Consider the following 23865-nt stretch of genomic DNA (forward strand, 5'->3'; position numbering starts at 1 on the left):
GGGGCGATCTCTCGCCCTCCCCGTCGAATGACAGGCTGGCCACCCGTATCCATGACGGAAGGTCGGCCCGCACCATCATGAACAGCCTTGCTCGCAGCGCCCTGGAGCGTGCCGCCGGTCACCAGCAGCGGTTCGACGCGTCCTTCGAGAAGTACTTCGCCGAACTCGCCGGTGACCTCAACGGTGCCCAGCTGGGCCGCTTCGCGCCGCGATGCCTTGAACTCCTTGCGCAGTTGTCGCTGCGCGGCGGGAAGCGGGTGCGGGTCGCCCTGCTCTACGAGGCGGCGGGGCTCGTCACCCGGGAGGAGATACCGGGGCTGGCGGAAGCCGCGCTGAGCCTTGAGCTGCTCCACAGCCACGCGCTCATCCTCGACGACATCATGGACGACTCGCCGATGCGCCGCGGGGGCCCTTCGACGTACTACGCATGCCGTGAGGATCTCCCGCACCATCCGCAGGCCGCGCTGGGGATGGCCATGATGGCGGGTGATCTCGCCGGGTTCCTCGCCCTGCGTGTGCTGTTCCAGGCCGACCTGCCCGCCGACCGCAAGCAGGCCATGCTCGACGTTCAGCTCGGGGTGACGACGGACACCGTCATCGGCCAGGTCCTCGACCTCGAACGCGACGTGCACCCCTCAGGCGATGACGAGCTGCTGGAGACGGTGTGCGAGTACAAGACCTCGCGCTACACCATCCTGGCCCCCTTGCGCCTCGGTCTGCTGGCCGCGGGGCAGGACCTGGCGGAGCACGAGGAGAGCCTGCGCCGCTATGCCCGACTGGCGGGTCTCAGCGGCCAGATACGCGACGACTACCTCGACCTCTTCGGCGACCCCGCCATCACCGGCAAGCCCGAGGGCGCCGACCTGCGGGCCGGCCGCCACACCTACCTGACCCGAGACCTCCTTGCGGCCACCAGCGGCGACGAGCACGACACCGTCAAGGCCGCTCTCGGCGATCCGCACTGCACGCCGGAGACCCTCGACCGCATCCGCGACATCGCCCACCGCCGCGACGTCCACACCCGCCTGCAGACGACCATCGACCGCTACGCCCACGCCGCAGCAGCCGAAGCCACGTCCTGGCACCGGCACTGGAACGAGGACGCCGTCACCCTCTTCGAGCAACTCCCCCTCTGGAACACCCGCCGAACCCGCTGACCGACCCGGGCGAATCGTCACTCCTCACGCACCCGGGACTGCTCTGACCGGCCTGTAGCCGTACCCGTCCGGCGCAACCCGTCGCGCCGAACGGCGTCACGGCAGGTCCCCTTGCAGTCAGGGCAGTGACACCGACGAGGAGGCCAGCCGTGGCGGACGCCGAGGAGCCCACCGGTCCGGACGAACGGGCCGAGCTGAAGGCGCTGCGCAACCGGGTGGCGGCTCTGGAGTCCGAGCGGGTCCAGGGCGTCCGCCGGCACCGCGGCCGGTCCTTCCTGGCCGCCGTGCTCATCGTGCTCGGATGTGTGCTCGCACCGCTGGCCGTCGTCGCCTCCTGGGCGGCCGACACGGTCGGCGATACGGACCGCTATGTCGACACGGTCGGCCCGCTCGCCTCCGACCCCGCTGTCCAGGACGCCGTCGCCGACCGGGCCACGGACGCGCTGATGACCCGTATCGACCTGGCCACCCTGCTGTCCGACGCCCCCGCCGCCGACCGGCCGCGCCTGGAGAAGGCCCTGGGGAAGCTCGGCGACTCCCTGGAGAGCGCCGTCCGCAGCTTCGTGCACGACAAGGCACGTGCCGTGGCCGGGTCGGAGGCGTTCGAGACCATCTGGAAACAGGTCAACCGGCAGGCCCACAGCTCGCTCGACAAGGCGCTGACCGGAAGCGGCGGCGGCGCGGTGAAGCTGGAGGACGACACGGTCACCCTCGATCTGGCGCCGCTCGTCGACCGCGTCAGGGAGCGCCTCGTCGACGAGGGAATGACCGTCGCGGGCAAGATCCCCGAGGTGCACACCGACTTCACCCTGGTCAGGTCGGACGACATCGGCAAGGCCAAGACGTATGTGCGGCTGCTGCAACTGGCCGGCAACTGGCTCCCCGTCATCGCCCTGGCCCTCGTCGCCGTCGGCGTGCTGCTCTCCGTACGCAAGAGACGAACCCTGGTCACCGCGGCGCTGGCCGTGGCCGTGGCCACCGGGCTGCTGGGGATCGGGCTGCGCGTCTTTCGGGTGCTCTACCTCGACCGGCTGCCCGCGAACGTCTCGCCGGACGCGGCCGGGGCGGTGTACGACACCATGACCCACTTCCTGTTCACCACGGTCCGCATGGTCGTGGCGCTCGGCGTCGTGATCGCCCTGGCGGCCTGGCTCACCGGACGCGGCCGCCGCGCCGGGCTGGTGCGCGGCCTGTGGACCTCCGGCATCGGAGCCGTGCGGGCCACCGCGGACCACGCCGGGATGCGCCTTGGGCCCGTCGGTCCTTTCGTCCGCCGCTACCGCACCTGGATCACCTGGGTGCTGGTGGCCGCCGCGCTCCTGGTCTACCTGCTGTGGTCCTACCCGACGAGCTGGGTCGTCGTCGGGATCGCCCTGTGCCTGCTGCTCCTGCTGGCGGTCGTGGAGTTCCTGGGCGGCGCGTCCGCGGCCGGGTCAGGGGACGAGGGCCCGGGCACTGGTGCTGGGGCTGGGGCTGGGGCCCATCCCTCCAAGGGGTAAACGAGACAAATGTGAGCATAAGGTTTGATCCGGAGGTGCACCCATGGATGCGCGGAGGGAACGCCCCAGCGTCAGTTTCGAACCCACCCGCCCCGCCTCTCCGGCGAAGAAGGTGGTCGCCTTCCTCCTCGGAGCCCTCGTCTGGATCGTCGCGGGGGCGATCGCGGTCGCGCTCCTCGGCCACACCTACATCCTGCGCCGTCTTCTGCTCGTCACCGCGATCTCCTGGGTCGTCTTCGGGATCGCCCTGGCCGGAGGCATCGCCTTGAGGCACCGGAAGGAGCGACGTGCACCTCATTGACCTGCTCCTCGTCTTCCTCACGTTCTATCCCGTGGTGACCGGCGCCGCCTGGATGGTGGGCGGAGTCCTCTTCCGGGTCCTGGAAGAGGGACGGGGTCCGGTCCGCCCGCCCGACGGCTGGCCGGGGGTGACCGTCCTCGTCCCGGCCTACAACGAGGAGCAGGTGATCGCCCGATGCGTCGAGGCACTGCGCCGGGTGGACTACCCCGAACTTCAGGTGCTGATCCTCAACGACGGCTCCAAGGACGCGACCGTCGCCGCCGCGCGGGCAGCCGCGGGTGACGACGCCCGCATCACCGTCCTCGACGACGGCGTCAACCTGGGCAAGGCGGACCGGCTCAACGAGGGCATGCGCCGCGCCCGCCACGACCTGGTCCTGGTCACCGACGCGGACACCCATCTGCATCCCGAGGCCGTGCGCCACCTCGCTGCCCGGATGATGCGCTCCCCGCGCTACGCGGCCATCGCCGGCAGCCCGCGCGTGACCAACCGGGGCGGCGTGATCACCGCCATGCAGATGCTGGAGACGGCATCGCTGATCGGGCTGATGCGGCGCACCCACGCCCTGGCCGGCCGGGTGGGCACCGTGGCAGGGGTCCTCGGCCTCTTCCGCCGGGACGCCGTCCTGGCCGTCGGCGGCTACGACGCGCAGATGGCCACCGAGGACATCGAACTCACCTGGCGGCTCCTGGAGGCCGGGCATCTCACCGGCTTCGAGCCCAACGCGCTCGTCGGGATGGAGGTCCCGCAGACCGTGCGCGGCATCTGGGCGCAGCGCACCCGCTGGGCGCGCGGTCAGGGCGAGGTCCTGCGCACCCACGGCCGCCGGATCTGCCACCCGCGGCACATGGCCCTGTGGCCGATCGCCCTGGAAGCCCTGCTGTCCTACGTCTGGGTGCTCACCATGCTGGTCGCCACCGTGTACGGCGTCGTCCACTGGATCCGCTTCCCCGAGGACACCAAGTTCCAGTGGATGCTGGCGTGGGGCGTGGGCATCGCGGTCATCGCCATGCTCCAGATCGCCGTCGCCACAGCGGTCGAACTCCGCCTCGACCCGAAACTCCCGTACGCGTGCCTGCTGCTGCCGCTCTATCCCCTGGCCTACTGGACCATCAACGCCCTCGCCGCGATCTTCGCCCAGACCAAGGGGCTCGTACGCGGCCCCCGCGAGAAACGAGTCGTCTGGGATCTGCCCCGCAGTCCGTCCTGACGAATCCGGACGGTCCGACCTGGCCACTGCGCGCAGTCCGACCTGGCCCTGCCCCGGTCAGCACGGGTAGCACGACACCCCTGGCACGGCCAGCCACACGGCGCTCCGCCGCCACGGATCGCCCGCACGGTCCGCCCCCACATGCGGTACGTCCCCGCCACCCCGACGCTCGGACCATGCGCACCCGTACACGACTCCTCGCCGCCCTTTCCGCCACCGTGCTTCTCGCCACCGCGTGCGGCGAGGACAGCGAGCCCGATCCGATGCGGGATCAGCAGTGGGCACTCGACGCGCTGAAGCTGCCCGACGCGTGGGGCGAGACCAAGGGGGACGACACGGTCATCGCCGTCGTCGACACCGGCGCCGACCTCGACCACCCCGACCTCAAGGGCCGCCTGGTCGACGGCCACGACTTCGTGGACGGCGACGACGAGCCCAAGGACATGAACGGCCACGGCACACACGTCTCGGGCATCGCGGCCGCCCACACCGACAACGGAGTCGGCATCGCGGGCGGCGCCCCCGGCGCCAAGATCATGCCGGTGCGGGTGCTCGGAGCGGGCGGTACCGGCGACAACGCGGACATCACCAAGGGCATCGTCTGGGCCGCCGACCACGGCGCCGACGTCATCAACCTCTCCCTGGGGGAAAGCGGCCTGATGGCACGCCTCCTCAAGGGCGGCGTCCTCAACCAGGCCATTGCGCACGCCCACGACAAGGGCGCGGTCGTGGTAGCCGCTGCGGGCAACGAGGGCACAGCGCTCCAGCCCTACAAGGTCGACACACCCGTCCTGGTCGTCGGCGCGAGCGACCAGGACGGCAAGCCCGCCGACTTCTCCAACTTCGATGCGCAGCAGGCAGTTTCGGCGCCCGGCGTCGGCATCCTCTCCACCCTCCCGACGTACAGGACGAAGGAGACCCTGAAGGACGACAGCGGCTACGGCGAGCTCGACGGCACTTCCATGGCCGCCCCCTACGTCTCCGCCGTCGCGGCCCTCCTGCACCAGCAGGACCGCACCCCGGACCAGATCATGGCGGCCATCCGCGGCACGGCGAAGAACCCGGACGGCCTCGCCAAACTGGGCCTGGGCATCGTCGACGCCAAGGCCGCGGCCGCCAAGGACTGACCGGCCATGCGTGAAGGGACATCGCGGAACCGCACGCGGAAGCGGGGGGCGGCATGACACATCCGGGAACGCTCATCCTGATCATGGCCGTCGCCGTGCTCGCGCCCCTGCTGGCGCACGGAGCCCGCCGCTGGGCCCGCATCCCCCTGGTCATCTTCGAGATCGTGCTCGGGATCCTCATCGGCCCCGACGTGCTGGGCTGGGCACAGCACGACGAGGTCATCGACACGCTCTCGGAGCTGGGCCTGTCCATGCTCATCTTTCTCGCCGGGTACGAGATCGAGTTCGCGGCCATCCGCGGCGACACCCTGCGCCGCTCCGTCTGGGCCTGGCTGGTCTCCCTCGCCCTGGGACTGACCGTCGCCCTGGCCCTGACCGGCATGGACCTCGCCAAGAGCGTGGTCATCGGCACCGCACTCACCAGCACCGCCCTCGGCACGGTCCTGCCGATCCTGCGCGACAGCGGCGATCTGCGCGGCCGCTTCGGCACCGTGATGATGGCCTTCGGCGCGGTCGGCGAGTTCGGGCCCATCATCGCCATGGCGGTACTGCTCAGCGGCCGCGATCCGGGGGTGTCCACCGTGGTGCTGGCCGCCTTCGCGCTCATCACGGCGGCGGCGATCTACTGGGCGCTGCGCCCCCACCCACCCTGGTTCGCCCAGATCATCCGTACGACCCTGCACACCAGCGGTCAGTTCGCCGTCCGCTTCGTGATGCTGCTCCTCGTCGCGATGCTCGCCCTGTCGCACGTATTCGGCCTCGACGTTCTCCTCGGCGCCTTCGCGGCAGGGCTGCTGACCCGGCTCGTGTTCCAGGGGGCGGCCCCCGACAGCGCCGAGCAGGTCCTGGGCAAGGTGGAGGCCATGGGCTTCGGGTTCCTCGTCCCGCTGTTCTTCATCGTCACCGGCATCAACTTCGACCTCGCCTCACTCCTCGACGGCGGCCGGGCCCTCCTGCTGCTCCCGGTCTTCCTGCTCCTGTTCCTGGTCGTACGAGGGCTCCCTGCCTACGCACTGGCACCACGCGACCTGAACCCCTCCGACCGCAGGGCCCTGACCCTGTACTCCTCGACCTGCCTGCCGCTCGTCGTCGCCATCACCACGATCGGCCTGGACGAGGGGGTCCTGCAGAAGGGGGAGGCCGCCGCTCTGGTGGGCGCCGCCATGGTCTCCGTCCTCGTCTTCCCGCTCCTGGCCCTGCGGGTACGGGCCAAGGCGGGCGAGACCACGATCTCCGACAGAACCGCTCCGGAATCGGAGGCGTGGTGACACGCATCGCCAGGTCTTGGGGACGACTCACACCCGAAACTGGTGTCCATGCACTCCTGAAGCGTCAGGAGCTCTGCGGACTGGTGCACCTTCGCGACGAGGCTTCCGTACCCGACCGTCCGTGAACCCCCTCCCGAAGGGATCACCGTGTCAGCAGGCACCACCGCGTCATACTGGGATCCGCTCTGGCAGCAGGGCCGCCGCTATCGGCCGGGCGCGGACGCCGCTGGCCTTGTGGCGCCACCGGACGGTGCCGGCCGGAAGTGAGTCGAGCAGCATCCGGCGCAGTTCGCCGCGCAGTACCTCGGGGCGGCCGCCCGTGCCGTCGTCGGCGATCTCGTGCAGGACGGTGGCGTCCGGGTCCAGGACCCGCATGGCCTGGCGGCCCTCCAGGACGAGGCCACGGAATGCGTCCATCACGTCGGCCGCTTCGAGGGCGAGTTGGCCGTTGTAGTCGTGGATGTCGAGCATCCCGCCCTGCGAACGCGCCGCCGGGGAGGTCTCGGCCTCGTACACCGTCGCCGGTATGCCGTGGACGTGCAGGACGCGGGCCAGCGTGAGGCCGCCGAGCCCGGCGCCGATGATCGTGACGGGGGTGTCCATGGGAGAGCTCCTCGGGGGTCGGGACGCCCGGTGATCTGCGGGGGGCGTTGACGGCAAGGTGCCAGGACCCGCCGACAGGCCACCGACGACAGCTCTACAGCCCTCCGACAGACGGCCGACACCGTCTCCGCCGTCTCCGCCATCTCCACCGCCTCCGGGGAACCTCACCCGCCCCTCACCACGTCTTGCCTGTCGTCACGACGGCTGGTCAGGCCTGCGAGGAGACGGGAGGGGTGCCGGGGCAGTGGGGTCCTCAGCCCCGATGGCATGATCAGCCTCGCAACCAGGGCCCCATCACCCTTCCTTCACCGGGGAACCACGCCGTACGGCACGAAGGGGCATCTGAACAAACATCTCCTAGCAAATCGGTCAGACAATTGATACCTACGGCTCCGCGGGCCCTTTCACGAACAGGCCGCACGATCAAGTCCACCGCGTGGCGCCGACCACGGACGATCCTGTGGGCCACGGCGTGTGTGGTCGCCCTCGGATTCCTGATCGCACTGGAGATCGCCGCGCGTCACTACGGCGGCGTTCCGGGGCCGATCACCAACCAGGCGCGCGAGGTGCTGTTCCCGCCCAAGCCCGGCCCGCTGTACGGCGGCCTGGCGCTGATGATGGTGGTGCTCACCTGGCGGCAACGGTTCATCGCGGCCGGTGCCGCGATCGGCATCGACATCGTCTTCGTGCTGGTGCGGTGGGCTCTCGACGTCCACGTGCCCGAGGGCCAGTTCTTCGGCAACGGCGCGTTGTGGGCGATGCTGGGCTGTGCGGTCTTCGCGATCACGCGCCGCACCGGCCAGGAACGTGTCCTGCTCCTGAAGGGCGTCGGCCTGGGCCTGCTCCTGGTGGCCGGCCGCAAGACCGGTGACACCTGGCTGCTCATCACGGCGAAGACCCGCCCGACCGTGCTCGACCCGTATGTGGCGACCGCCGATCACGCGCTGGGCAACCCGTCATGGCTGGCGGGCCGGATGCTCGACGCCATCGGCCCGGGCGCCCATGTCCTCGACCTGGTCTACGCCCAGCTCGCGGTGGCCGCGGTCGCCGTCGCCCTGTACCAACTGCGCAACGTGGCAGCCGAGCAGCGCTTTCCGCGCCACCACCTGGTGCGCACCTTCCTGGTGATCGGTCTGCTCGGACCGGCCGTCTACATGATCTTCCCGGTGGTCGGGCCGATCTTCGCCTACGGTCCCGGCACCTCCGGCACCGGCGGCGTGCAGTGGGCGGTGGCCAACCTGTGGCCGCACACACCGCCCCCGCTCACCCTTCCGCACCCGGTGCCCTACGACGGCATCACCCCGCGCAACTGCGTGCCCAGCCTGCACACCGCGTGGGCCGTCGCGATCTTCATCCACTCCCGCAAGGGCCCACTCCTTCTGCGTTTCGCAGGGGCGTTCTGGATGATCGCCACGCTCGGCGCGACACTGGGCTTCGGCTACCACTACGGCGTGGACCTCATCGCCGGTGTGGTGTTCGCGCTCACGGTCGAGGCCGCTCTGCGCTCCTTCGACCGCGGCTGGGACCGGCAAGGCGTCCAGCTGGTCGCTTACGGCACCGCGGTCTTCGCCGCGCTCCTGGTGTCCTACCGCTATCTGCCGATGGACATGGCCAGACACCCCGAGGTGTTCGGCCCCCTCCTCGTCCTGGCGATGGTCTCGGTGATCTACGGCTACGTACGGACCACCAGGCGGTGGGAACCCGAGGCCGCACCAGCGCTCCGACCCGAACCCCAGCCCGAACCGGTCTGACGGCGGGGCTGCCGGGCGTGCCGTCAGCCCTGCTGGGCCCGGTCGTACACCTTCTTGGCCGTGGCTCCCCACACCTCTCCGTACATCTTGGTCGGGGTCAGGGAGTCCAGCGGGCTGTTGACCGAGACCAGGACGCCCTTGCCGGTGGTGGCGAGGAGACGGTGCCGCCAACGGGGCGGTTGAAGGCGATGTCCTGGACACCCACGACGTCGGTGAGCTTCTTGCCGTTCCTGTCGGCGTCGACGGTCAGCGCGGACAGGTCGTTGGTGGAGTCCGCCTCCCAGCTGCGCGGGGTCGCGGCGGAACGGGCCGCGAACGCCCCGTTCGGCTCGTCCCGTCAAGGGCAGGCGATCACCTGGGCCGCGTAGCTGAGGCCCGCGCCGAAGCCCATCAGGAGGATCGGGTCGCCGGGACGGACCTGGCCGAGGTCGATCAGGCGGGTCAGGGCCAGGGGGACGGAGGCCGCCGAGGTGTTGCCGGTCTCCACGATGTCGCGGGCCACGGCGGCGTTCGTGGCGCCGAGGCTCGTCGCCAGGCGTTCGATCATCCGCAGGTTCGCCTGGTGCGTCACGAAGCCCTTGAGGTCGGCCGGGGCGATGCCGGCGCGTGCGCAGGCCGCAGCCGCCACCGCGGCGAGCTCCGAGGTCACCCAGCGGTAGACGGCCCGGCCCTGCATGGTCACGCTGCCGTGCCGGTCGGGGATGGCGATCAGTCCGGCCTTGTCGCCGTCCCCGCCCCACTCCACCGGGTGGATACCCGCCTGCTCCGCGGCGACGACGACCGCGGCACCGGCCCCGTCGGCGAAGACGGTGGCGGTGTCCACGTCGTGCGGGTCCACCCAGTCGGTCATCCGCTCGGCCCCGATGACCAGGGCGCGGCGGCTGGTGCGGGAGCGGATGAGGCCGTCGGCGACGCCGAGGGCGTAACAGAAGCCCGCGCAGGCCGCGTTGACGTCGAAGGCCGCGATGTGCGGGACGCCGAGGAGTGCCGCGACGGACGCCGCGCCGCTCGGCATGGGCGAAGGCATGGAGCAGGTGGCCAGGACCAGCAGATCGATGTCGCCGGGGGTGAGGCCCGCCGCCGAGAGCGCCTTGGCCGCCGCGCCGGCCGCCAACGCCGTGACGGTCTCCCCCGCTCCGGCGAACCGCCGCTCGCGGACGCCCACCCGCCGCTCGATCCACTCGGCCGTGACGCCGAGGCCGTTGCCCAGCTCGTCGTTGCCGACGACCCGTTCCGGGCGGACGCCGGCGACGGCTGCGATCCGGGAGCCGGCCATGGCGTCGAACCCGGCCAGATCAGATGAATTGGACAACATGCGGTCACCTCGAGCTGTCTGCGGCGGCGGACGGTCCGGAGGGCACCGAGAATTCGATCCTCCGGGAACCCTGAATGCCGTGCGGCGTTCTGCACGGAGCCGTCAATTCCACTTGACGAAGAATTTCCCCTACCCGTATCCGTCTCCGTACGCGGCCGCGAAGCGGAGAGGAATGCATGGCGTGCCGGATTGCGGCGCGGATTGCACGACGCCACCCCTGCAAAGAATTCCGCACGAGCCTCAAAAGGTGCACGATCGCCCCTCGGCACCCATCGCCGCGGGGCCGGACCGGGCCACCCCACCGCGGTGAACACTCCTGCCACCATGCTGTGTTGAGCGCTGAACTAGTTACGATCGCGATCATCGGGCCCGCCGGTCAATAGCGTGAACGGGTCACCGCCGCGCCACCCTCTCCCGGGGTGGCCCCAGGTGGATGTGCATGGATTCCACTTTCGGCTGACGGCCCTCGCCATGGGGGTACAGTGCGAGTCACGCAAGTCCAGACGGCGACCGGCCAGTTCGGGCGCCGCCTTATTTACTGTCGAGTCAACGGGGGAATGGCGGTTGTGTTTAATAAATCGATACGGCTCCTCCCTCGGTGACGAGTTCCTGGAGGAGTGGGAGAACGCATGAACGGGGAGATTCAGGTCGGTGGGGGCGTCGAGACACGCATAGGGGCCGGCGGCGGCCGTCTGGCAAGGGTGGAGCGTTCCGCCCTGCGGGTGCTGACGCCACGGGAACTCGAGGTGTTCAGCGTGCTGCCGGACGGCGAGGGCAATCGGGAGCTCGCCCGCCGGCTCGGCATCGCGGAGCGGACGGTCAAGGCCCATCTGACCAGCATCACGAGGAAACTGGGGCTGCGGTCCCGGGTGGAGGCCGCACTCCTGGCGGCGGAGTGGTCCGAAGAATTGCGGTCCGATTCCCAGGGCCTCGACAGGGCGTAATGGCACTTTCATGACTCAGTCCCTTCCTGTGGGAGCGGCGGACGATCCGCTCGACGGGGCGAACAGGGGCGATGCCGTCGACGTGTGGACGCTGTGGGTTCCGGATCACGCCGCGGCAGCCGCCGCGCGCACCGGGGTCCTCGACGCCCAAGAGGTCAGGCGTGCCGCCGGGTTCCAGGACCCGGCGGCACGCACGCGCTTCGTCACGTCCCACGTGGGGCTGCGCGTGCTGCTCGGCGCCCGGCTGGGGACCGCTCCCCAGGACGTCGTCCTCGTCCGCGAGCGGTGCGGGATGCCCGGCTGCGAGAAGCCGCACGGCCGTCCCGCCGTCGCCGGTCACCCCGGGGTGCACTTCTCGCTCTCGCACGCCGGTGACGCCGTCCTCTACGCGCTGGCCGCCTCGCCGGTCGGGGCCGACATCGAGTCCCTGGAGCTGGCCGGCGCCGGCCTCGAACGCCTGGCCAGGCGTCTGCACCCCGCCGAGCGGCGCGCCCTGGCCACCCTGCCCGCGACGGTGCGCCAAGAGGCGCTGCTCGGTTGCTGGGTACGCAAGGAAGCCTTCCTCAAAGGGATCGGCACCGGACTGCCCGGCGGAGTCGGCGCCCATCACGTCGGGCTCGCCGCGGCGCTGGCCCCGCCCTGGACACCGCCGGTGCCCGAAGGCTGGGCCGTACTCGACGTGCCCGCGCCCGAGGGCCACCACGCGGCCCTCGCCCTGCGTCTGCGGGATCCCGCGGGTCACGACCGGCTCCCCACCATGCGTACCTCCCGACTGCTTCTCGAGTGATTCGAACGACCGCGGCGAGACGACGTACATGGCCTGGCCGGATGCCGTCGGACCGGCCCGCCCTACTGCTCCGCCGCCGACTTGACCACCTTGTTCAGCCGGTGCATCCGGGTCGCCAGGCTCATCCGGCCCTCCAGGCGGAACGCCGGCGGCCTGCGGCCGTCCACGTCGGCGAAGCCGTACTCGACGGCCAGGTCGCCGGTGCTGAGCACCGTGCCCGTGCGCTCCATCACCTCGGGGTCCGCGAGCAGGGCCGCGATCGCCCGCCCCACGTACTCCGGGGAGTGCACCACCGACGCGGGGCCGTCGCCCATCGCCTCCCAGGCCGCCTCCACCCGCTCCGTGCGCACGAAGCCCGGGTGCAGGGAGAGCGCCGCGACGCCCTTCTTGCGCAGGTCGGCGGCGAAGCCCCGGCACATGCGGTCGGAGCCCGACTTGAACACGTCGTAGCCGACCTGGCCGAGATAGATGTCGCCGTCGGAGAAGCTGATGCCCACGACCAGGCCGCTCCGCTGGGGCAGCATCAGCGGGACGAGTCGGCGGGTGACGTCGTACTGCGCGCGCAGCGACGTCTCGAACAGGTCGTAGCGCCACATCGGCTGGTCCCAGAAGGGCGCGTCGAAGCGGACCTCGGAGGAGCGTTCGTAGCCTCCCCAGGCGTTGTTGACCAGCAGGTCCAGCTTGCCGTGGTCGGCCTGGACGCGGGCGGCGAGCGCCTCGTTGTCCGCGGCCGCCCCGTGGTCGCAGCGCACGGCGATGCCCTTGCCGCCGCGCGCGGTGACCTCGTCGGCGGTGTCGTCCACCGTGCCGGGCAGACCCTCGGTGCGCGCGCCGTCGCGCGTGCTGCGGCCCGTGACGTACACGGTGGCGCCCGCGGCGCCGAGTGCCAGCGCGATGCCGCGGCCCACACCCCGGCTGGCGCCGGTGACCACGGCCACCTTGCCGCCCAGGTCCGGCGCGTTCCATTCCTCGTTCACAGCACTGTCCTTCCGTTCGTCGGGCCGTCCGGCCGTCGGGTCTAGCCGAGGTGCTCCGCCGCGTACTCCAGGCTCGCCAGGTACGCCGTCGTGTCGTCGACTTGAGGGATGCCGTAGCGCTCGCGCAGCTGGGGCATGGAGGTGGGCAGCACACCGCCGCTGCACCGGGTGACCTCGCTGACGTCACGCAGGACCGACAGGAAGGAGCGGGTGCGCGGGGCGGTGTTCTCGATGGCACCCGGGGCGAGTTCGTCGGCGTTCACCACCGGCGGCGGCGTCAGCGAACGTCCGCGCCCGGCGGCGTGCTTGACCAGCACCCCTAGGCAGTCCTCGATGTCCATGGCCTCGGGCCCGTACGTCACCCAGAACTCGCCCGCGTCGTCGCCCAGTTCGATGGCGCGCAGCACCGCCTTGGACAGCAGGTCCTGCGGGACGAAGTCCATCCGGATGCCCGGGTGGGCGGGGATGAAGGGCGCCTTGCCGCGGCTCAGCCAGTCCGACATCAGCTGCACGATCTGGCCCTGCGAGGTCCAGCCCGTGATGGAGTCGCCGATGAGGTTGGTGGGACGGAAGACGGTGTGCCGCACCCCGCTGTCGCGCAGGACCTGCTCCGCCTCCCGCTTGGAGGCGATGTAGTTGCGGCAGACGTTGTCCGCGCCCAGCGGCACGGGTGCGCTGTCCGCGAGCGCGGCGACGAACGCCGTGCTCATGAAGTGGACGGGTGCGTCGGCCCGTTCGGCGAACTGGGCGACCCGCCGGGTGCCCTCGATGTTGATCGGACGGTAGTCCTCGACGGGGCGGCCCCACTCGGTGAGGCCCGCGGAGTGGATGACGACGTCGACCTCGGCGGCCAGGGCGGCGTAGCTGTCCTCGTCGAGACCGAAGCGCTCCGCGGTCATGTCCAAGGACACCGAGCGCGCGTCGCCCGCATCGGGCACCGGTGTGCTGTGGGTGGCCACGACGAACCGCGGGCCGCGCGGCTCCCGCAGCAGGGAGCGTCCGACGACCCCGGACGCGCCGGTCAGCAGGACGGTGGGGCGGGCCGCGCCGCTCCCGTTGCTCAGGGTGGGGCTCATGCGCGCGCGTCCTTCCAGTCCATCAGCCGTGCCACGGCACGCGCTCCGGCGTACAGGAGCGGGTCGGGCGGGAAGGAGGCGGGCGGCTTGCGCCGCTCGTCGTCCACGAACAGCAGCCGGGTGTGGTCGGTGTCCTTGCCGAGCGTGAGGTCGCGCAGGACCTTGCCGCCGGTGTGGGTGGCCGCGATGCCGTTGCCGCAATAGCCGTATCCGTACAGGATGTTGCCGTTGCCGAGCCGGCCGAAGTGCGGGGCGAAGTCGCGCACGACATCGGCGGTCCCGCCGTAGGCGTAGGTGAACTCGATGTCGCCCCACATCGGGAAGAACCGCATGAACTCCTGGTGGATCTCGCGGTAGACCTCGGGCCGGTTCATGTTCCGCTGCCGCTTGTCCCTGCCGTAGTAGTAGGGGGCCGGGCCGCCGGCGAACATGATGCGGTTGTCGTGCGTGAACCGGGCGCAGGTCAGCAGCGACTTGGCCTCGACCAGGCCCTCGCGGCCCTCCCAGTTCACCCGCCCGAGCTGCGCGTCGGTGAGCGGCTCGCTCACCATCGCGTACGTCCAGATGGGGATGACCTTCCTGCGGAACGGCGGGAAGGCGTCCATGTGCACATTGGTGGCCAGCACGACCTTGTCGGCCGTGACCTGCCCGCCGGCGGTCACGACGGTCGGCCGTGTGCCCGGTTCCACCCGCAGGCAGGGCGAGTTGTCGTAGATGGTCACGCCCTTCTCGCGCACCACGCGGGCGATGCCGCGGGAGAGCTTGAAGGGGTTGACCAGCGCGCCGCCGGTGCGCATGCTGCCGAGCACCGCGGGTGAGCCGATGACGGCCTGGGACTCCTCGCGCGGCAGGATCTCCGCCTGCGCGGCGCCCATCCGCTCGGCGAGTGCGCGGTCCTGCTCGAGCCGCTTGAGCTGGGCGGCGTCGGTGGCCACCATCAGGTAGTCGTTGGCCTCGTACTGCGCGTCGACGCGGTTCTTGCGGGCGAACCTGCCGATCTCCAGGATCGACCGGCCGACCGCCTGCGACGCCTCGAGCGCGCGCTGGAGACCGAATTCCTCTACCAAGGCTTGAATGTCTTTGCCGATGGTTGGTGTGACGAAACCGTCGGCGCGGCCCGAGGCACCGTAGCCGGAGTAATCGGCCTCGACGATGCGGATGTCGAGCGCGGGCTCGGCCTCTTTGAGGAAATAGGCGGTCCACAGCCCGGTGAATCCGCCGCCGACGATGCAGACATCGCAGTCGGCGCGCTCGCGCAAAGGAGCCTCGACGGTGACCTTTTCGGTGTCGTGCCAATAGACGACGTGCTTGTACGCGTTCAAATGAGTGCTCCTCGAGAGGACCCGCCGGTGCAGCTGACGGTCACACGGCTTCGAGGATGATCCTCGACAGGCCCAGATGACGGTTCCTGAAGTGGCCGACCGTGGAGCTCAGATACCGCTCGTAGTTGGCGACGTTTTCCTCACCGGCCACCTGCACGGCCTGATCGCGGTTGGCCCGCAACCGGTCGTACCATTCTTGGCAGGTGCGGCTGTAGTGATCCGGGTCGTTGCGCAGACGGACGACGTCAAAGCGCTTCTCGCTCGATTCGAGAACCTCGGAGAGCGCCGGAATCTCCGACTCCGGGAAAATGATGTCCATGATGAAAAGCAGGTCCCGTACGGTCCGCTTGTCCATCTGGACGTTGTTTCCCTTGATGTTCGTCTGCAGTGCGATCCTGCCGCCCTTGGGCAGCCAGGAGCGGCAGCGCTCGAAGAACTCGCGGTAGGCGGCCACCCGCTCGGCACGCGAGAGGCCGGTGCGCGCGAAGTGCTCGAAGGCCCCGATGGAGATGATCGCGTCGTACCGCTCGGCCGGCTCGTGGTCGAGCCAGTTCTCCACCCGCACCTCGGTGCGCTCCAGCGCCAGCTCACGCAGGCGTTCGGCCTGGCTGTCGCTGAGCGTGAGGCCGACGGCCTGCTGCACTCCGTGCGTGCGCACCAGCCGATCCAGGAGGCTTCCCCAGCCGCAGCCGACATCGAGGACGCGGCGCGCGCCGGTCGCCCGCGCCCCCTCGATGAGGTGGTCGAGCTTGCGCTTCTGGGCGCTTTCGAGCGTGTCGCCCTCCTCCCACAGCGCGCAGGTGTACGTGAGGTCCTTGTCCAGCCACAGCGCGAAGAAGTCGTTGGAGACGTCGTAGTGATGCTTGATCGACTCTGCGGTGGCGCCCTGGTAGTCGAGGATCGTCACGCGGCGGCGCTGCCCTGCTTGGTCTCCTCGGCGAGCTTCACCAGATCCGCGACCGTCTTCACGCTCGCGGCCCTGCTCTCGTCGAATTCGATCTCGAGGTCGTCCTCGATGGTGTAGACGATGTCGGCGATCTGCAGGCTCGACAGGCCCACGGAGTCAAAAGAGGTGTCCTCGTTCAAGGTGTACGAATTCGCCTTGCTGCCGAGCTTCTTGGCAATGCGGACACATACTTCTTCAGCAGTTATCACGGGACAGCCTTTCCGATGCACGGTGATGGGATGACCGATGTTCTGTGCGCCCGCGATCCGGCTGCTGCGCCGAGGGATCGCGGGTGGGATTCCGGATGAAGGACCTCTGGGATGCGGACTGAAGCCGCACGGATTTCCTCGTCCGTGCACTCGTCCTGAACCTTGCGGCGGACGGCTCCGGCACGGGAGTTGTCACGATACCCAGACGGCCCGTCGACCGGCCATTGCCCTTTAGGGCAATGATCGTTCGTGGTCGTTTTGTTGCTGGCGAAAAAGAGCCTGAGGTGTTTTGCTTAACCCGGCTCGCCCATCCGAGCGGCTGCCACGCCGCCCAACTGGGCATCCAGTGTTGCGTCCGGTGCGAACGTCCCTGCGCGACCCCCCGAACGCGTACAGCTCCGAGGAGATGTGAAATGGCTGAGGTAGATCTTTCGGCTGGCACGGTGGAGTACCAGGACACCGGCGGCGAGGGGCCGGTCGTGGTCCTGCTGCACGGTGTCGCGATGGACGGCTCCCTGTGGCGGAACGTGGTGGCACCTCTGAGATCCGAATTCCGCTGCGTGGTACCGACGTTGCCGCTGGGCGGTCACCGCCGGCCGATGAAGCCGGACGCGGACCTGTCGATCGCGGGCGTGGCCCGGCTGGTCGCGGAGTTCCTCGACCGGCTCGACCTGCGCGACGTCACGCTGGTGATGAGCGACTGGGGCGGCGCGCAGGCCCTGGTCGCCGAGGGCAGGGACGAGCGGATCGGACGCCTGGTCATCACCTCGTGCGAGGCGTTCGACAACTTCCCCCCGGGCGTGCCCGGAAGCAACCTCTTCACCTCGGCGAAACTGCCGGGCGGCATCAACTTCGCCTTCAAGCTGCTGAAGTGGAAGCCGATGCGCCGACTGCCCATGACCTGGGGCTGGATGAGCAAGCGGCCGGTGCCGCCCGAGGTGATGAACGCCTGGTTCGAACCGCTGTGGACCTCCAAGGAGATCCGCCGCGACCTGCGCAAGTACGTGCTCGGAGTGCCGCCCAAGAGTGAACTGCTGGGCTGGGCCGACAAGTTGCGCGACTTCGACCGGCCCGCGCTCGTGGTGTGGGCCGCCGAGGACAAGGTGATGCCGCCCGAGCACGGGCGCAAGCTCGCCGAGCTGCTGCCCAAGGGCCAGCTCGTCGAGATCGAAGACAGCTACACCCTCATTCCCGAGGACCAGCCCGAACAGCTCAGCGCGCACATCCGCTCCTTCCTGCGGACGGGCACAGCCGCCTCCTCGTAGGAGGCATGCCTCCCGGCAGGGAGACGGCCCGACAGCAGGGCGGACGACGGAACTCTGTGGCCGCACCCCCTACCTGGGGAGCGGCGGCGGGACGCGGGGGCGCAGGGAGACGACGTGGAGGACCGCATGGCTGACCCGATGGACGAGCGGACCCGGCGGACGGGGCCGGACAAGGACGTACGGGCCGAGGAGCCCGGACCGGGCGAGGACTTGGCGGGGCGCCTGGCCGGGCTGCCGGCCGACCGCCGCGCGGCGGCCCTGCTCGACCTGGTCCGCGAGGAGACCGCGGGCCTGGCGGGCACCGACCCGCTCGACATCGACCCGCAGCTGGCCTACCGCGACTACGGCTACAACTCCCTCGCGGCCGTGGAGCTGACCGGCCGGCTGAGCCGGGCCACCGGCCTGGAACTGCCGCTCACCCTGCTCTTCGACCACCCCACGGCCGCCGCCGTGGCCCAGCACCTGCTCGGCCTGCTGGGCTTCGCACAGCCCCAGGACGACGCCCCGCAGACGCCGACGGCCGACGCCGGCCCCGGCCACGGCGACGACCTCATCGCCGTTGTGGGCATGGCCTGCCGCTACCCGGGCGGCGTGACCTCACCCGACGGTCTGTGGGAGGTGGTGGCCTCCGAGCGCGACGCCGTCACGGACTTCCCCCGCGACCGGGGCTGGGACCTCGATGGCCTCTTCTCCGCCGACCCCGAGGCGCCCGGCACCAGTTACGCCCGCACCGGCGGATTCCTCGACCCGGTCGCCGACTTCGACGCGGAGTTCTTCGGCATCGCGCGCCGCGAGGCCCTGGCGATGGACCCCCAGCAGCGGCTCCTCCTGCAGACCGTCTGGGAGTCCCTGGAGAACGCGGGCATCGACCCCGGCCGGCTGAAGAAGTCACCGACCGGCGTGTACGTGGGCAGCAGCGGCCAGGACTACGAGAACGTCGCGCGCTCGGGCCCTGGCGAACTGGAGGGCTACTGGGGCATCGGGTCAGCGGGCAGCGTCCTGTCGGGCCGCGTCGCCTATGCCTTCGGCTTCGAGGGCCCGGCCCTGACCGTCGACACGGCCTGTTCCTCGTCCCTGGTGGGCGTGCACCTGGCGGTGCAGGCGCTGCGCCGGGGCGAGTGCACGCTGGCCGTGGCGGGCGGCGCCACCGTGATGGCCACGCCGAAGGTCTTCACCGAGTTCAGCAGGCAGCGCGCACTCTCGCCGGACGGCCGGTGCCGTTCCTACGCCCAGGCGGCCGACGGCACCGGATGGGCGGAGGGCATCGGCGTGCTGCTCCTGGAGCGCCTCAGCGAGGCCCGCCGCAACCACCACCGCGTGCTGGCCCTCATCCCGGGCACGGCGGTCAACCAGGACGGCGCCAGCAACGGCCTTACCGCCCCCAACGGCGGCTCCCAGCAACGTGTGATCACCCAGGCGCTCGCCGACGCCGGTCTGCGCCCCGGCGACATCGACGCGGTCGAGGGGCACGGCACCGGCACCACCCTCGGCGACCCCATCGAGATCGACGCCCTCGCGGCCGTCTTCGGCCAGGACCGCCCCGCCGGACAGCCCCTGCGCCTCGGCTCGCTGAAGTCCAACATCGGGCACAGCCAGGCCGCGGCAGGCGTCGGCGGACTGATCAAGACGATCCAGGCGCTGCGCCACGAGGTGCTCCCCCGCACGCTGCACGTGGACCGGCCCACGCCCAAGGCCGACTGGTCCGGCCATGTGGTCTCCCTGCTGACCGAGGCCACCCCCTGGCCGCGCGGCGAGCGGGTGCGCCGGGCGGGGGTGTCGGCCTTCGGAGTGGGCGGCACCAACGCGCATGTCCTGCTGGAGGAGGCGCCGCTCGATGCCGGGACGGCGCCGAACGCGGAGCCGGGGCCGGCAGCTCTGCCGGTGGTGCCGTGGCTGCTGTCCGCCAAGACCCCGGCCGCCCTGCGCGCCCAGGCCCGCCGCCTGCACACCCACCTCACCACCGCCCAGCCGCACGCCACGGCCACCCAGATCGGCGCCGCACTCGCCCACACCCGCGCCCACTTCGACCACCGGGCCGCGCTCACCGCCACCACCCGCGCCGAACTCCTCGACGCGCTGGACGCACTCGCCCGGGGGGAGGAGGCGGATCAGGTGACCCGGGCCCGCGCCCGCACCGGCAAGACCGTCTTCGTCTTCCCCGGCCAGGGCTCCCAGTGGATCGGCATGAGCCGCGAACTCGCCGCCGCCCAACCCGTGTTCGCCCAGGAGCTCCGCGCGTGCGCCGACGCGCTCGCGCCCTACACCGACTACTCGCTCGACGACGTTCTGAGCGGGGCGCCCGGCGCCGCCCCGCTGGAGCGGGTGGATGTCGTGCAGCCCGCGCTGTTCGCGGTGATGGCCGCGCTGGCCGCGCTCTGGCGCCACCACGGCGTGCACCCGGACGCCGTGGTGGGGCACTCGCAGGGCGAGATAGCCGCCGCGTACGTCGCCGGGGGCCTCTCCCTCCAGGACGCCGCCCGCGTCGTGGCGCTGCGCAGCCAGGCCATCGCGCGGATGGCGGGCGACGGCGGCATGGCATCGGTGACGGCTTCGCCCGAGCGGCTGCGGCCGCTCCTGGAAGACTTCGACGGACTCATATCCGTCGCCGCCGTCAACGGCCCCTCCTCCATGACGGTTTCGGGGGACTCCGACGCCTTGGAGGAGCTGCTCGCCCGCTGCGCCGCCCAGGACATCTGGGCCCGGCGGGTGCCGGTCGACTACGCCTCGCACTCCCCCCAGGTCGAGTCGCTCAAGGAGCGTCTGGGGCAGGTCCTCGCGCCGATCGCGCCGCGCTCGGGACAGGTGCGCTTCCACTCCACGGTCACCGCGGGCGAGTTCGACACCAGCGGCCTCGACGCCGACTACTGGTATCGGAACCTGCGCCGGACGGTGCGGTTCGAGGAGGTCGTCCGCGCGCTGCTCGACCAGGGACACACCACGTTCATCGAGGTCAGCCCGCACCCGATCCTCACCTTCGCGGTGGAGCAGACCGCCGAACAGACCGCCGAGCACTCCCGGGGACGGGACGGCGCCACCAGCCGCACCGCCGCGGCCGTACTCGGCTCCGCACGGCGCGAGCAGGAACAGGCCCAGTTCGCCGCCTCGCTGGCCGCCGCGCACACCCACGGGGTGCCCGTCGAGTGGGACGCGGTGTTCGACCCGGCCCAAGCGCGTGACGTCGACCTGCCCACGTACGCCTTCGAGTCGACGCGCTACTGGGCGACGGCCCGGACCGCCGCGGGGCACGCCGGGGCAGCGGGGCTGCACTCCACCGGGCACCGGCTCCTGACCGCCGGAGCCGAACTCGCCGACGGCAGTGGGTGGCTGTTCACCGGGCGCGTCTCACGGGACACCCACGGCTGGCTGGAGGACCACGCGGTCTACGGCACCGTCCTGTTGCCGGGCACCGCCTTCGTGGACCTGGCCGTCCTGGCCGCCTCGTACGTCGACTGCGACGTGGTCGAGGAGTTGACGCTGGAGGAGCCGCTGGTGCTGGCCGAGGAGGGTGCCGCCGACCTGCAGGCGACGGTCGGCGCCCCCGACGCCCAAGGGCGGCGGCCGATCACCCTCCACTCCCGGCCCGCCGACGCGGCCGGCGGCGAGGCCTGGACGCGGCACGCGGCCGGCTTCCTCGCGCCCGACCCGGCGCACGCCGACGCCTCCCCCGCTCCCGCCGCCTGGCCCCCGCCGGGCGCCGACCCGCTGGACGTCGAGGGCCTCTACGACCGGCTCGCCGACCGGGGCTTCGGCTACGGCCCCCTCTTCCGCGGGCTGCGCGCGGCCTGGCGGCACGAGGGCGGGCTGCTCACCGAGGTGGACACCGCGACGGCCGACGGCGGCGCCGAGGGGTACGGGGTGCACCCGGCCCTGCTCGACGCCGCGTTCCACGCCCAGCTGACCGACCTGGCCGGTCCCGACGGAGCGTCCGGGCAGGCCTGGCTGCCGTTCACCTGGTCCGGTGTACGCCTGGTGCAACCGGGCGCCACGCACCTGCGGGTGTCCCTCACCCCGCTCGGCGAAGGCACCGTAGGGATGTCCGCGCTCGACGCCGCGGGCAACCCGGTGGTCACCGTCGACGCGGTCGTGGCCCGCCCGGTGGCCCCATCCCGCCTGGCCGGCGCACGCGGGCCGGCCGACTCCCTCTTCCGCCTGGAGTGGCAGCCGGCTCGGACCCCGCAGCCCGGCCCGGCCGCCGTCTGCGGACGCTGGGCGGTCCTGTCCGAGGACGGGTCGACCCTGGCGCACCCCACTGCCGTGAGCGGCTCGTCGGACAGCAAGGCCGGGGACGCCCCCGACGGCTCCACCGCCCCGCGCCTTGCCACCTACCCCGCCCTGACCGGCCTTTCCGCCGCGCTCGACGCGGGCGGCCCCGTGCCGGACACCGTCGTCGCGCTCATCCCCGCGGCGCACGGCACCCCCACCGCGGCGGCAGCACGCTCCCGCGCTCAGCACACCCTCGCGCTGCTGCGGGGCTGGCTGGCCGACCAGCGGTTGGCCGAGGCGCGCCTGGTGCTGGTCACCCGCGACGCCGTGGCCACCGCTCCCGGCGCGGACCTCGACCCGGTCCTCGCACCCTTGTGGGGTCTGGTGCGGACCGCGCAGTCCGAACACCCCGGCCGCTTCACGCTCGTCGATCTGGCCGACGACGCCCGCGACGATCTCGCGCGCGTCCTGCCCGTCGCGCTCGCCGCCGACGAGCCGCAGATCGCCGTGCGCAACGGCGTGCTCCACGTACCCCGTGCCGTCCGTGTCCGCGGTGCCGTTGGCGGGCCGCTCCCCTTCGACCCGGACGGCACGGTCCTGATCACCGGTGGCACCAGCGGAATCGGCGCCCGGCTGGCCCGGCATCTCGCCGCCGAACGAGGCGCCCGCCACCTGCTGCTCGCCAGCCGGCGCGGCCGGGACGCGGCGGGCGTGGCCGAGCTGACGGCCGAACTGGCCGCTCTCGGCGCCCAGGTCACCGTCGCGGCCTGCGACGTCACGGACCGCTCGGCGACAGCCGCGCTGCTCTCCTCCGTCGACGCCGCGCATCCGCTGACCGCCGTCGTGCACTCCGCGGGGGCGCTGGACGACGGCCTCCTGGAGGCGCTGACGCCCGAGCGGCTGGAGCGTGTGCTGCGGCCCAAGGTGGACGCGGCCCTGCACCTGCACGAGCTGACCGCGTCCACGCCGCTGGCCGCGTTCGTCCTGTTCTCCTCGGTCGCGGGCACCATCGGCGGCCCCGGACAAGGCAACTACGCGGCGGCCAACACCTTCCTGGACGCCTTCGCGCAGTGGCGGCGCGCCCAGGGGCTGCCCGCGCTCTCGCTGGCCTGGGGCCTGTGGGAAGAGGCGAGCGACATGACCCGGCACCTGGGGGACGCCGAGGTGGCCCAGCTGGGCCGGTCGGGTCTCGCACCGCTGGCCGGCGCCGAGGGGCTGCGCCTGTTCGACGCGGTGCACGGCACCGAGGACGCGCTGCTGCTGCCCGCCCGGCTCGACCTGGGTGCCCTGCGGGCCCAGTCCCGCGAGGGCCTGCTGCCCAGCGTGCTGCGGGCCCTGGTGCCGGCCGCGCAGGGGCCGGCCGGGCCCTCGGGGGCGACGCTGCCCGCACGCCTCGCGGCCGCCGCGCCCGAGGAGCGCGACGCGCTGGTGCTGGCGGCGGTGGCCGCGGAGGTCGCCGTGGTCCTGGGGTACGAGGACACCGGCGCGCTCGACCCCGAGCGTCCCTTCAAGGAGCTGGGCCTGGACTCGCTGGGCGCGGTGCGGCTGCGCAACCGGCTGAGCCAGGTGACGGGCCTGACCCTGCCGTCCACCCTGGTCTTCGGCCACCCGACGGTTCCCGCGCTGGCCGCGCACCTGCGCTCGCTGCTCGACGAGCGTGCCTCCGGCGGCCGGGAGGCGGCGCCCGACGTGCACGCGGATCTGGACCGCCTCGCCGGGCTGCTCCCGTCGGTCGCCCGGTCCGACGCGGCGGCCGTCCGCACGCGGCTGCGGTCCCTGCTCGCGGCCCTCGACGACGGCCAGGACGGCGAGGACGGCGGCGGACCGCACGCCAAGCGCATCGACGAAGCCTCCGCCGACGACCTGTTCGACCTGATCGACAACGACTTGGGGGTGGGCTGAACC

Annotated in this window: 18 protein-coding genes and 1 pseudogene; 12 read left to right on the plus strand and 7 right to left on the minus strand. The window is 71.6% G+C overall.

Features of this window, described 5'->3' with window-relative positions; all coding sequences use genetic code 11:
- Window positions 1-77: 77 nt before the first annotated feature.
- The 6 genes from ACIGXX_RS24280 (at window position 78) to ACIGXX_RS24305 (ending at window position 6562) form a co-directional block, all read left to right on the plus strand.
- Window positions 78-1157, plus strand: coding sequence for a polyprenyl synthetase family protein (locus ACIGXX_RS24280; protein ID WP_361465737.1), 1080 nt, complete (start codon window positions 78-80; stop codon window positions 1155-1157).
- 149 nt (window positions 1158-1306) lie between these two features.
- Complete coding sequence (locus tag ACIGXX_RS24285; protein ID WP_399978685.1) at window positions 1307-2656, plus strand: hypothetical protein; 1350 nt, start codon at window positions 1307-1309, stop codon at window positions 2654-2656.
- A gap of 43 nt (window positions 2657-2699) precedes the next feature.
- A complete protein-coding gene (locus tag ACIGXX_RS24290) occupies window positions 2700-2957 on the plus strand; it encodes a hypothetical protein (protein WP_351166140.1) in 258 nt (85 codons plus the stop codon).
- Window positions 2944-4167: a glycosyltransferase gene (locus ACIGXX_RS24295; RefSeq protein ID WP_399978688.1), complete on the plus strand. Its 1224-nt coding sequence runs from the start codon at window positions 2944-2946 to the stop codon at window positions 4165-4167. Before ACIGXX_RS24290 ends, ACIGXX_RS24295 begins: the two co-directional genes overlap by 14 nt.
- A 176-nt stretch (window positions 4168-4343) precedes the next feature.
- Window positions 4344-5294, plus strand: a complete 951-nt coding sequence (locus tag ACIGXX_RS24300; RefSeq protein ID WP_399978691.1) for a S8 family peptidase — start codon at window positions 4344-4346, stop codon at window positions 5292-5294.
- Window positions 5295-5347: 53 nt separating this feature from the next.
- Window positions 5348-6562 (plus strand): cation:proton antiporter, encoded by a 1215-nt coding sequence (locus ACIGXX_RS24305; RefSeq protein WP_366461744.1) that lies wholly within the window; start codon window positions 5348-5350, stop codon window positions 6560-6562.
- Window positions 6563-6775: 213 nt separating this feature from the next.
- Here ACIGXX_RS24305 and ACIGXX_RS24310 read toward each other — a convergent pair.
- A pseudogene (locus tag ACIGXX_RS24310) lies at window positions 6776-7165 on the minus strand (FAD-dependent oxidoreductase); the annotation flags it as partial.
- 422 nt (window positions 7166-7587) lie between these two features.
- Here ACIGXX_RS24310 and ACIGXX_RS24315 point away from each other — a divergent pair.
- Together ACIGXX_RS24315 and ACIGXX_RS24320 are read left to right on the plus strand one after the other, a co-directional pair.
- Entirely contained in the window at window positions 7588-8916 is a 1329-nt protein-coding gene (locus ACIGXX_RS24315; protein WP_399978980.1) for a phosphatase PAP2 family protein, read from the plus strand.
- Between the two features lie 188 nt (window positions 8917-9104).
- Complete coding sequence (locus tag ACIGXX_RS24320) at window positions 9105-9284, plus strand: hypothetical protein (protein WP_366461745.1); 180 nt, start codon at window positions 9105-9107, stop codon at window positions 9282-9284.
- Here ACIGXX_RS24320 and ACIGXX_RS24325 read toward each other — a convergent pair.
- Window positions 9254-10192 carry a beta-ketoacyl-ACP synthase 3 gene (locus tag ACIGXX_RS24325; protein WP_351166280.1) on the minus strand — a complete coding sequence of 313 codons (939 nt, stop codon included), beginning with the start codon at window positions 10190-10192 and terminating at the stop codon, window positions 9254-9256. The two genes, ACIGXX_RS24320 and ACIGXX_RS24325, sit on opposite strands and share 31 nt — an antisense overlap.
- 668 nt (window positions 10193-10860) lie before the next feature.
- Between ACIGXX_RS24325 and ACIGXX_RS24330 the strand changes: the two genes are divergently transcribed.
- Entirely contained in the window at window positions 10861-11175 is a 315-nt protein-coding gene (locus ACIGXX_RS24330) for a LuxR C-terminal-related transcriptional regulator (protein WP_351166128.1), read from the plus strand.
- A 10-nt stretch (window positions 11176-11185) separates the two neighbouring features.
- Window positions 11186-11962, plus strand: a complete 777-nt coding sequence (locus ACIGXX_RS24335) for a 4'-phosphopantetheinyl transferase superfamily protein (RefSeq protein ID WP_351166126.1) — start codon at window positions 11186-11188, stop codon at window positions 11960-11962.
- A gap of 62 nt (window positions 11963-12024) precedes the next feature.
- Here the strand turns inward: ACIGXX_RS24335 and ACIGXX_RS24340 are convergent, their stop codons facing one another.
- The 5 genes from ACIGXX_RS24340 to ACIGXX_RS24360 are packed head-to-tail and all read right to left on the minus strand — an operon-like array spanning window position 12025 to window position 16642.
- Window positions 12025-12939, minus strand: a complete 915-nt coding sequence (locus tag ACIGXX_RS24340; RefSeq protein WP_351166124.1) for an SDR family NAD(P)-dependent oxidoreductase — start codon at window positions 12937-12939, stop codon at window positions 12025-12027.
- A 41-nt stretch (window positions 12940-12980) separates the two neighbouring features.
- Window positions 12981-14015, minus strand: a complete 1035-nt coding sequence (locus tag ACIGXX_RS24345) for an SDR family oxidoreductase (protein WP_361465757.1) — start codon at window positions 14013-14015, stop codon at window positions 12981-12983.
- Window positions 14012-15337 carry an NAD(P)/FAD-dependent oxidoreductase gene (locus ACIGXX_RS24350; RefSeq protein WP_399978698.1) on the minus strand — a complete coding sequence of 442 codons (1326 nt, stop codon included), beginning with the start codon at window positions 15335-15337 and terminating at the stop codon, window positions 14012-14014. The genes ACIGXX_RS24345 and ACIGXX_RS24350 overlap by 4 nt, the downstream gene beginning before the upstream one ends.
- 40 nt (window positions 15338-15377) lie before the next feature.
- Window positions 15378-16244 carry a class I SAM-dependent methyltransferase gene (locus ACIGXX_RS24355; RefSeq protein ID WP_383821958.1) on the minus strand — a complete coding sequence of 289 codons (867 nt, stop codon included), beginning with the start codon at window positions 16242-16244 and terminating at the stop codon, window positions 15378-15380.
- Window positions 16241-16642: an acyl carrier protein gene (locus ACIGXX_RS24360; RefSeq protein ID WP_366461747.1), complete on the minus strand. Its 402-nt coding sequence runs from the start codon at window positions 16640-16642 to the stop codon at window positions 16241-16243. Before ACIGXX_RS24360 ends, ACIGXX_RS24355 begins: the two co-directional genes overlap by 4 nt.
- Before the next feature lie 263 nt (window positions 16643-16905).
- Between ACIGXX_RS24360 and ACIGXX_RS24365 the strand changes: the two genes are divergently transcribed.
- Together ACIGXX_RS24365 and ACIGXX_RS24370 are read left to right on the plus strand one after the other, a co-directional pair.
- Window positions 16906-17757, plus strand: a complete 852-nt coding sequence (locus ACIGXX_RS24365; RefSeq protein WP_361465769.1) for an alpha/beta hydrolase — start codon at window positions 16906-16908, stop codon at window positions 17755-17757.
- Window positions 17758-17883: 126 nt separating this feature from the next.
- Window positions 17884-23862 carry an SDR family NAD(P)-dependent oxidoreductase gene (locus ACIGXX_RS24370; protein ID WP_399978703.1) on the plus strand — a complete coding sequence of 1993 codons (5979 nt, stop codon included), beginning with the start codon at window positions 17884-17886 and terminating at the stop codon, window positions 23860-23862.
- Window positions 23863-23865: the final 3 nt, after the last annotated feature.

The organism is Streptomyces sp. NPDC055243, from assembly GCF_044544025.1.
Lineage (GTDB): Bacteria > Actinomycetota > Actinomycetes > Streptomycetales > Streptomycetaceae > Streptomyces.

Bases quoted from the DNA above. Each gene is read 5' to 3' on its own strand.
- ACIGXX_RS24365 (WP_361465769.1), top strand. From the start codon at position 16,906: ATGGCTGAGGTAGATCTTTCGGCTGGCACGGTGGAGTACCAGGACACC.
- ACIGXX_RS24345 (WP_361465757.1), bottom strand. From the start codon at position 14,015: ATGAGCCCCACCCTGAGCAACGGGAGCGGCGCGGCCCGCCCCACCGTC.
- ACIGXX_RS24280 (WP_361465737.1), top strand. From the start codon at position 78: ATGAACAGCCTTGCTCGCAGCGCCCTGGAGCGTGCCGCCGGTCACCAG.
- ACIGXX_RS24300 (WP_399978691.1), top strand. From the start codon at position 4,344: ATGCGCACCCGTACACGACTCCTCGCCGCCCTTTCCGCCACCGTGCTT.
- ACIGXX_RS24320 (WP_366461745.1), top strand. From the start codon at position 9,105: ATGTCCTGGACACCCACGACGTCGGTGAGCTTCTTGCCGTTCCTGTCG.
- ACIGXX_RS24290 (WP_351166140.1), top strand. From the start codon at position 2,700: ATGGATGCGCGGAGGGAACGCCCCAGCGTCAGTTTCGAACCCACCCGC.
- ACIGXX_RS24370 (WP_399978703.1), top strand. From the start codon at position 17,884: ATGGCTGACCCGATGGACGAGCGGACCCGGCGGACGGGGCCGGACAAG.
- ACIGXX_RS24330 (WP_351166128.1), top strand. From the start codon at position 10,861: ATGAACGGGGAGATTCAGGTCGGTGGGGGCGTCGAGACACGCATAGGG.
- ACIGXX_RS24335 (WP_351166126.1), top strand. From the start codon at position 11,186: ATGACTCAGTCCCTTCCTGTGGGAGCGGCGGACGATCCGCTCGACGGG.
- ACIGXX_RS24325 (WP_351166280.1), bottom strand. From the start codon at position 10,192: ATGGCCGGCTCCCGGATCGCAGCCGTCGCCGGCGTCCGCCCGGAACGG.
- ACIGXX_RS24305 (WP_366461744.1), top strand. From the start codon at position 5,348: ATGACACATCCGGGAACGCTCATCCTGATCATGGCCGTCGCCGTGCTC.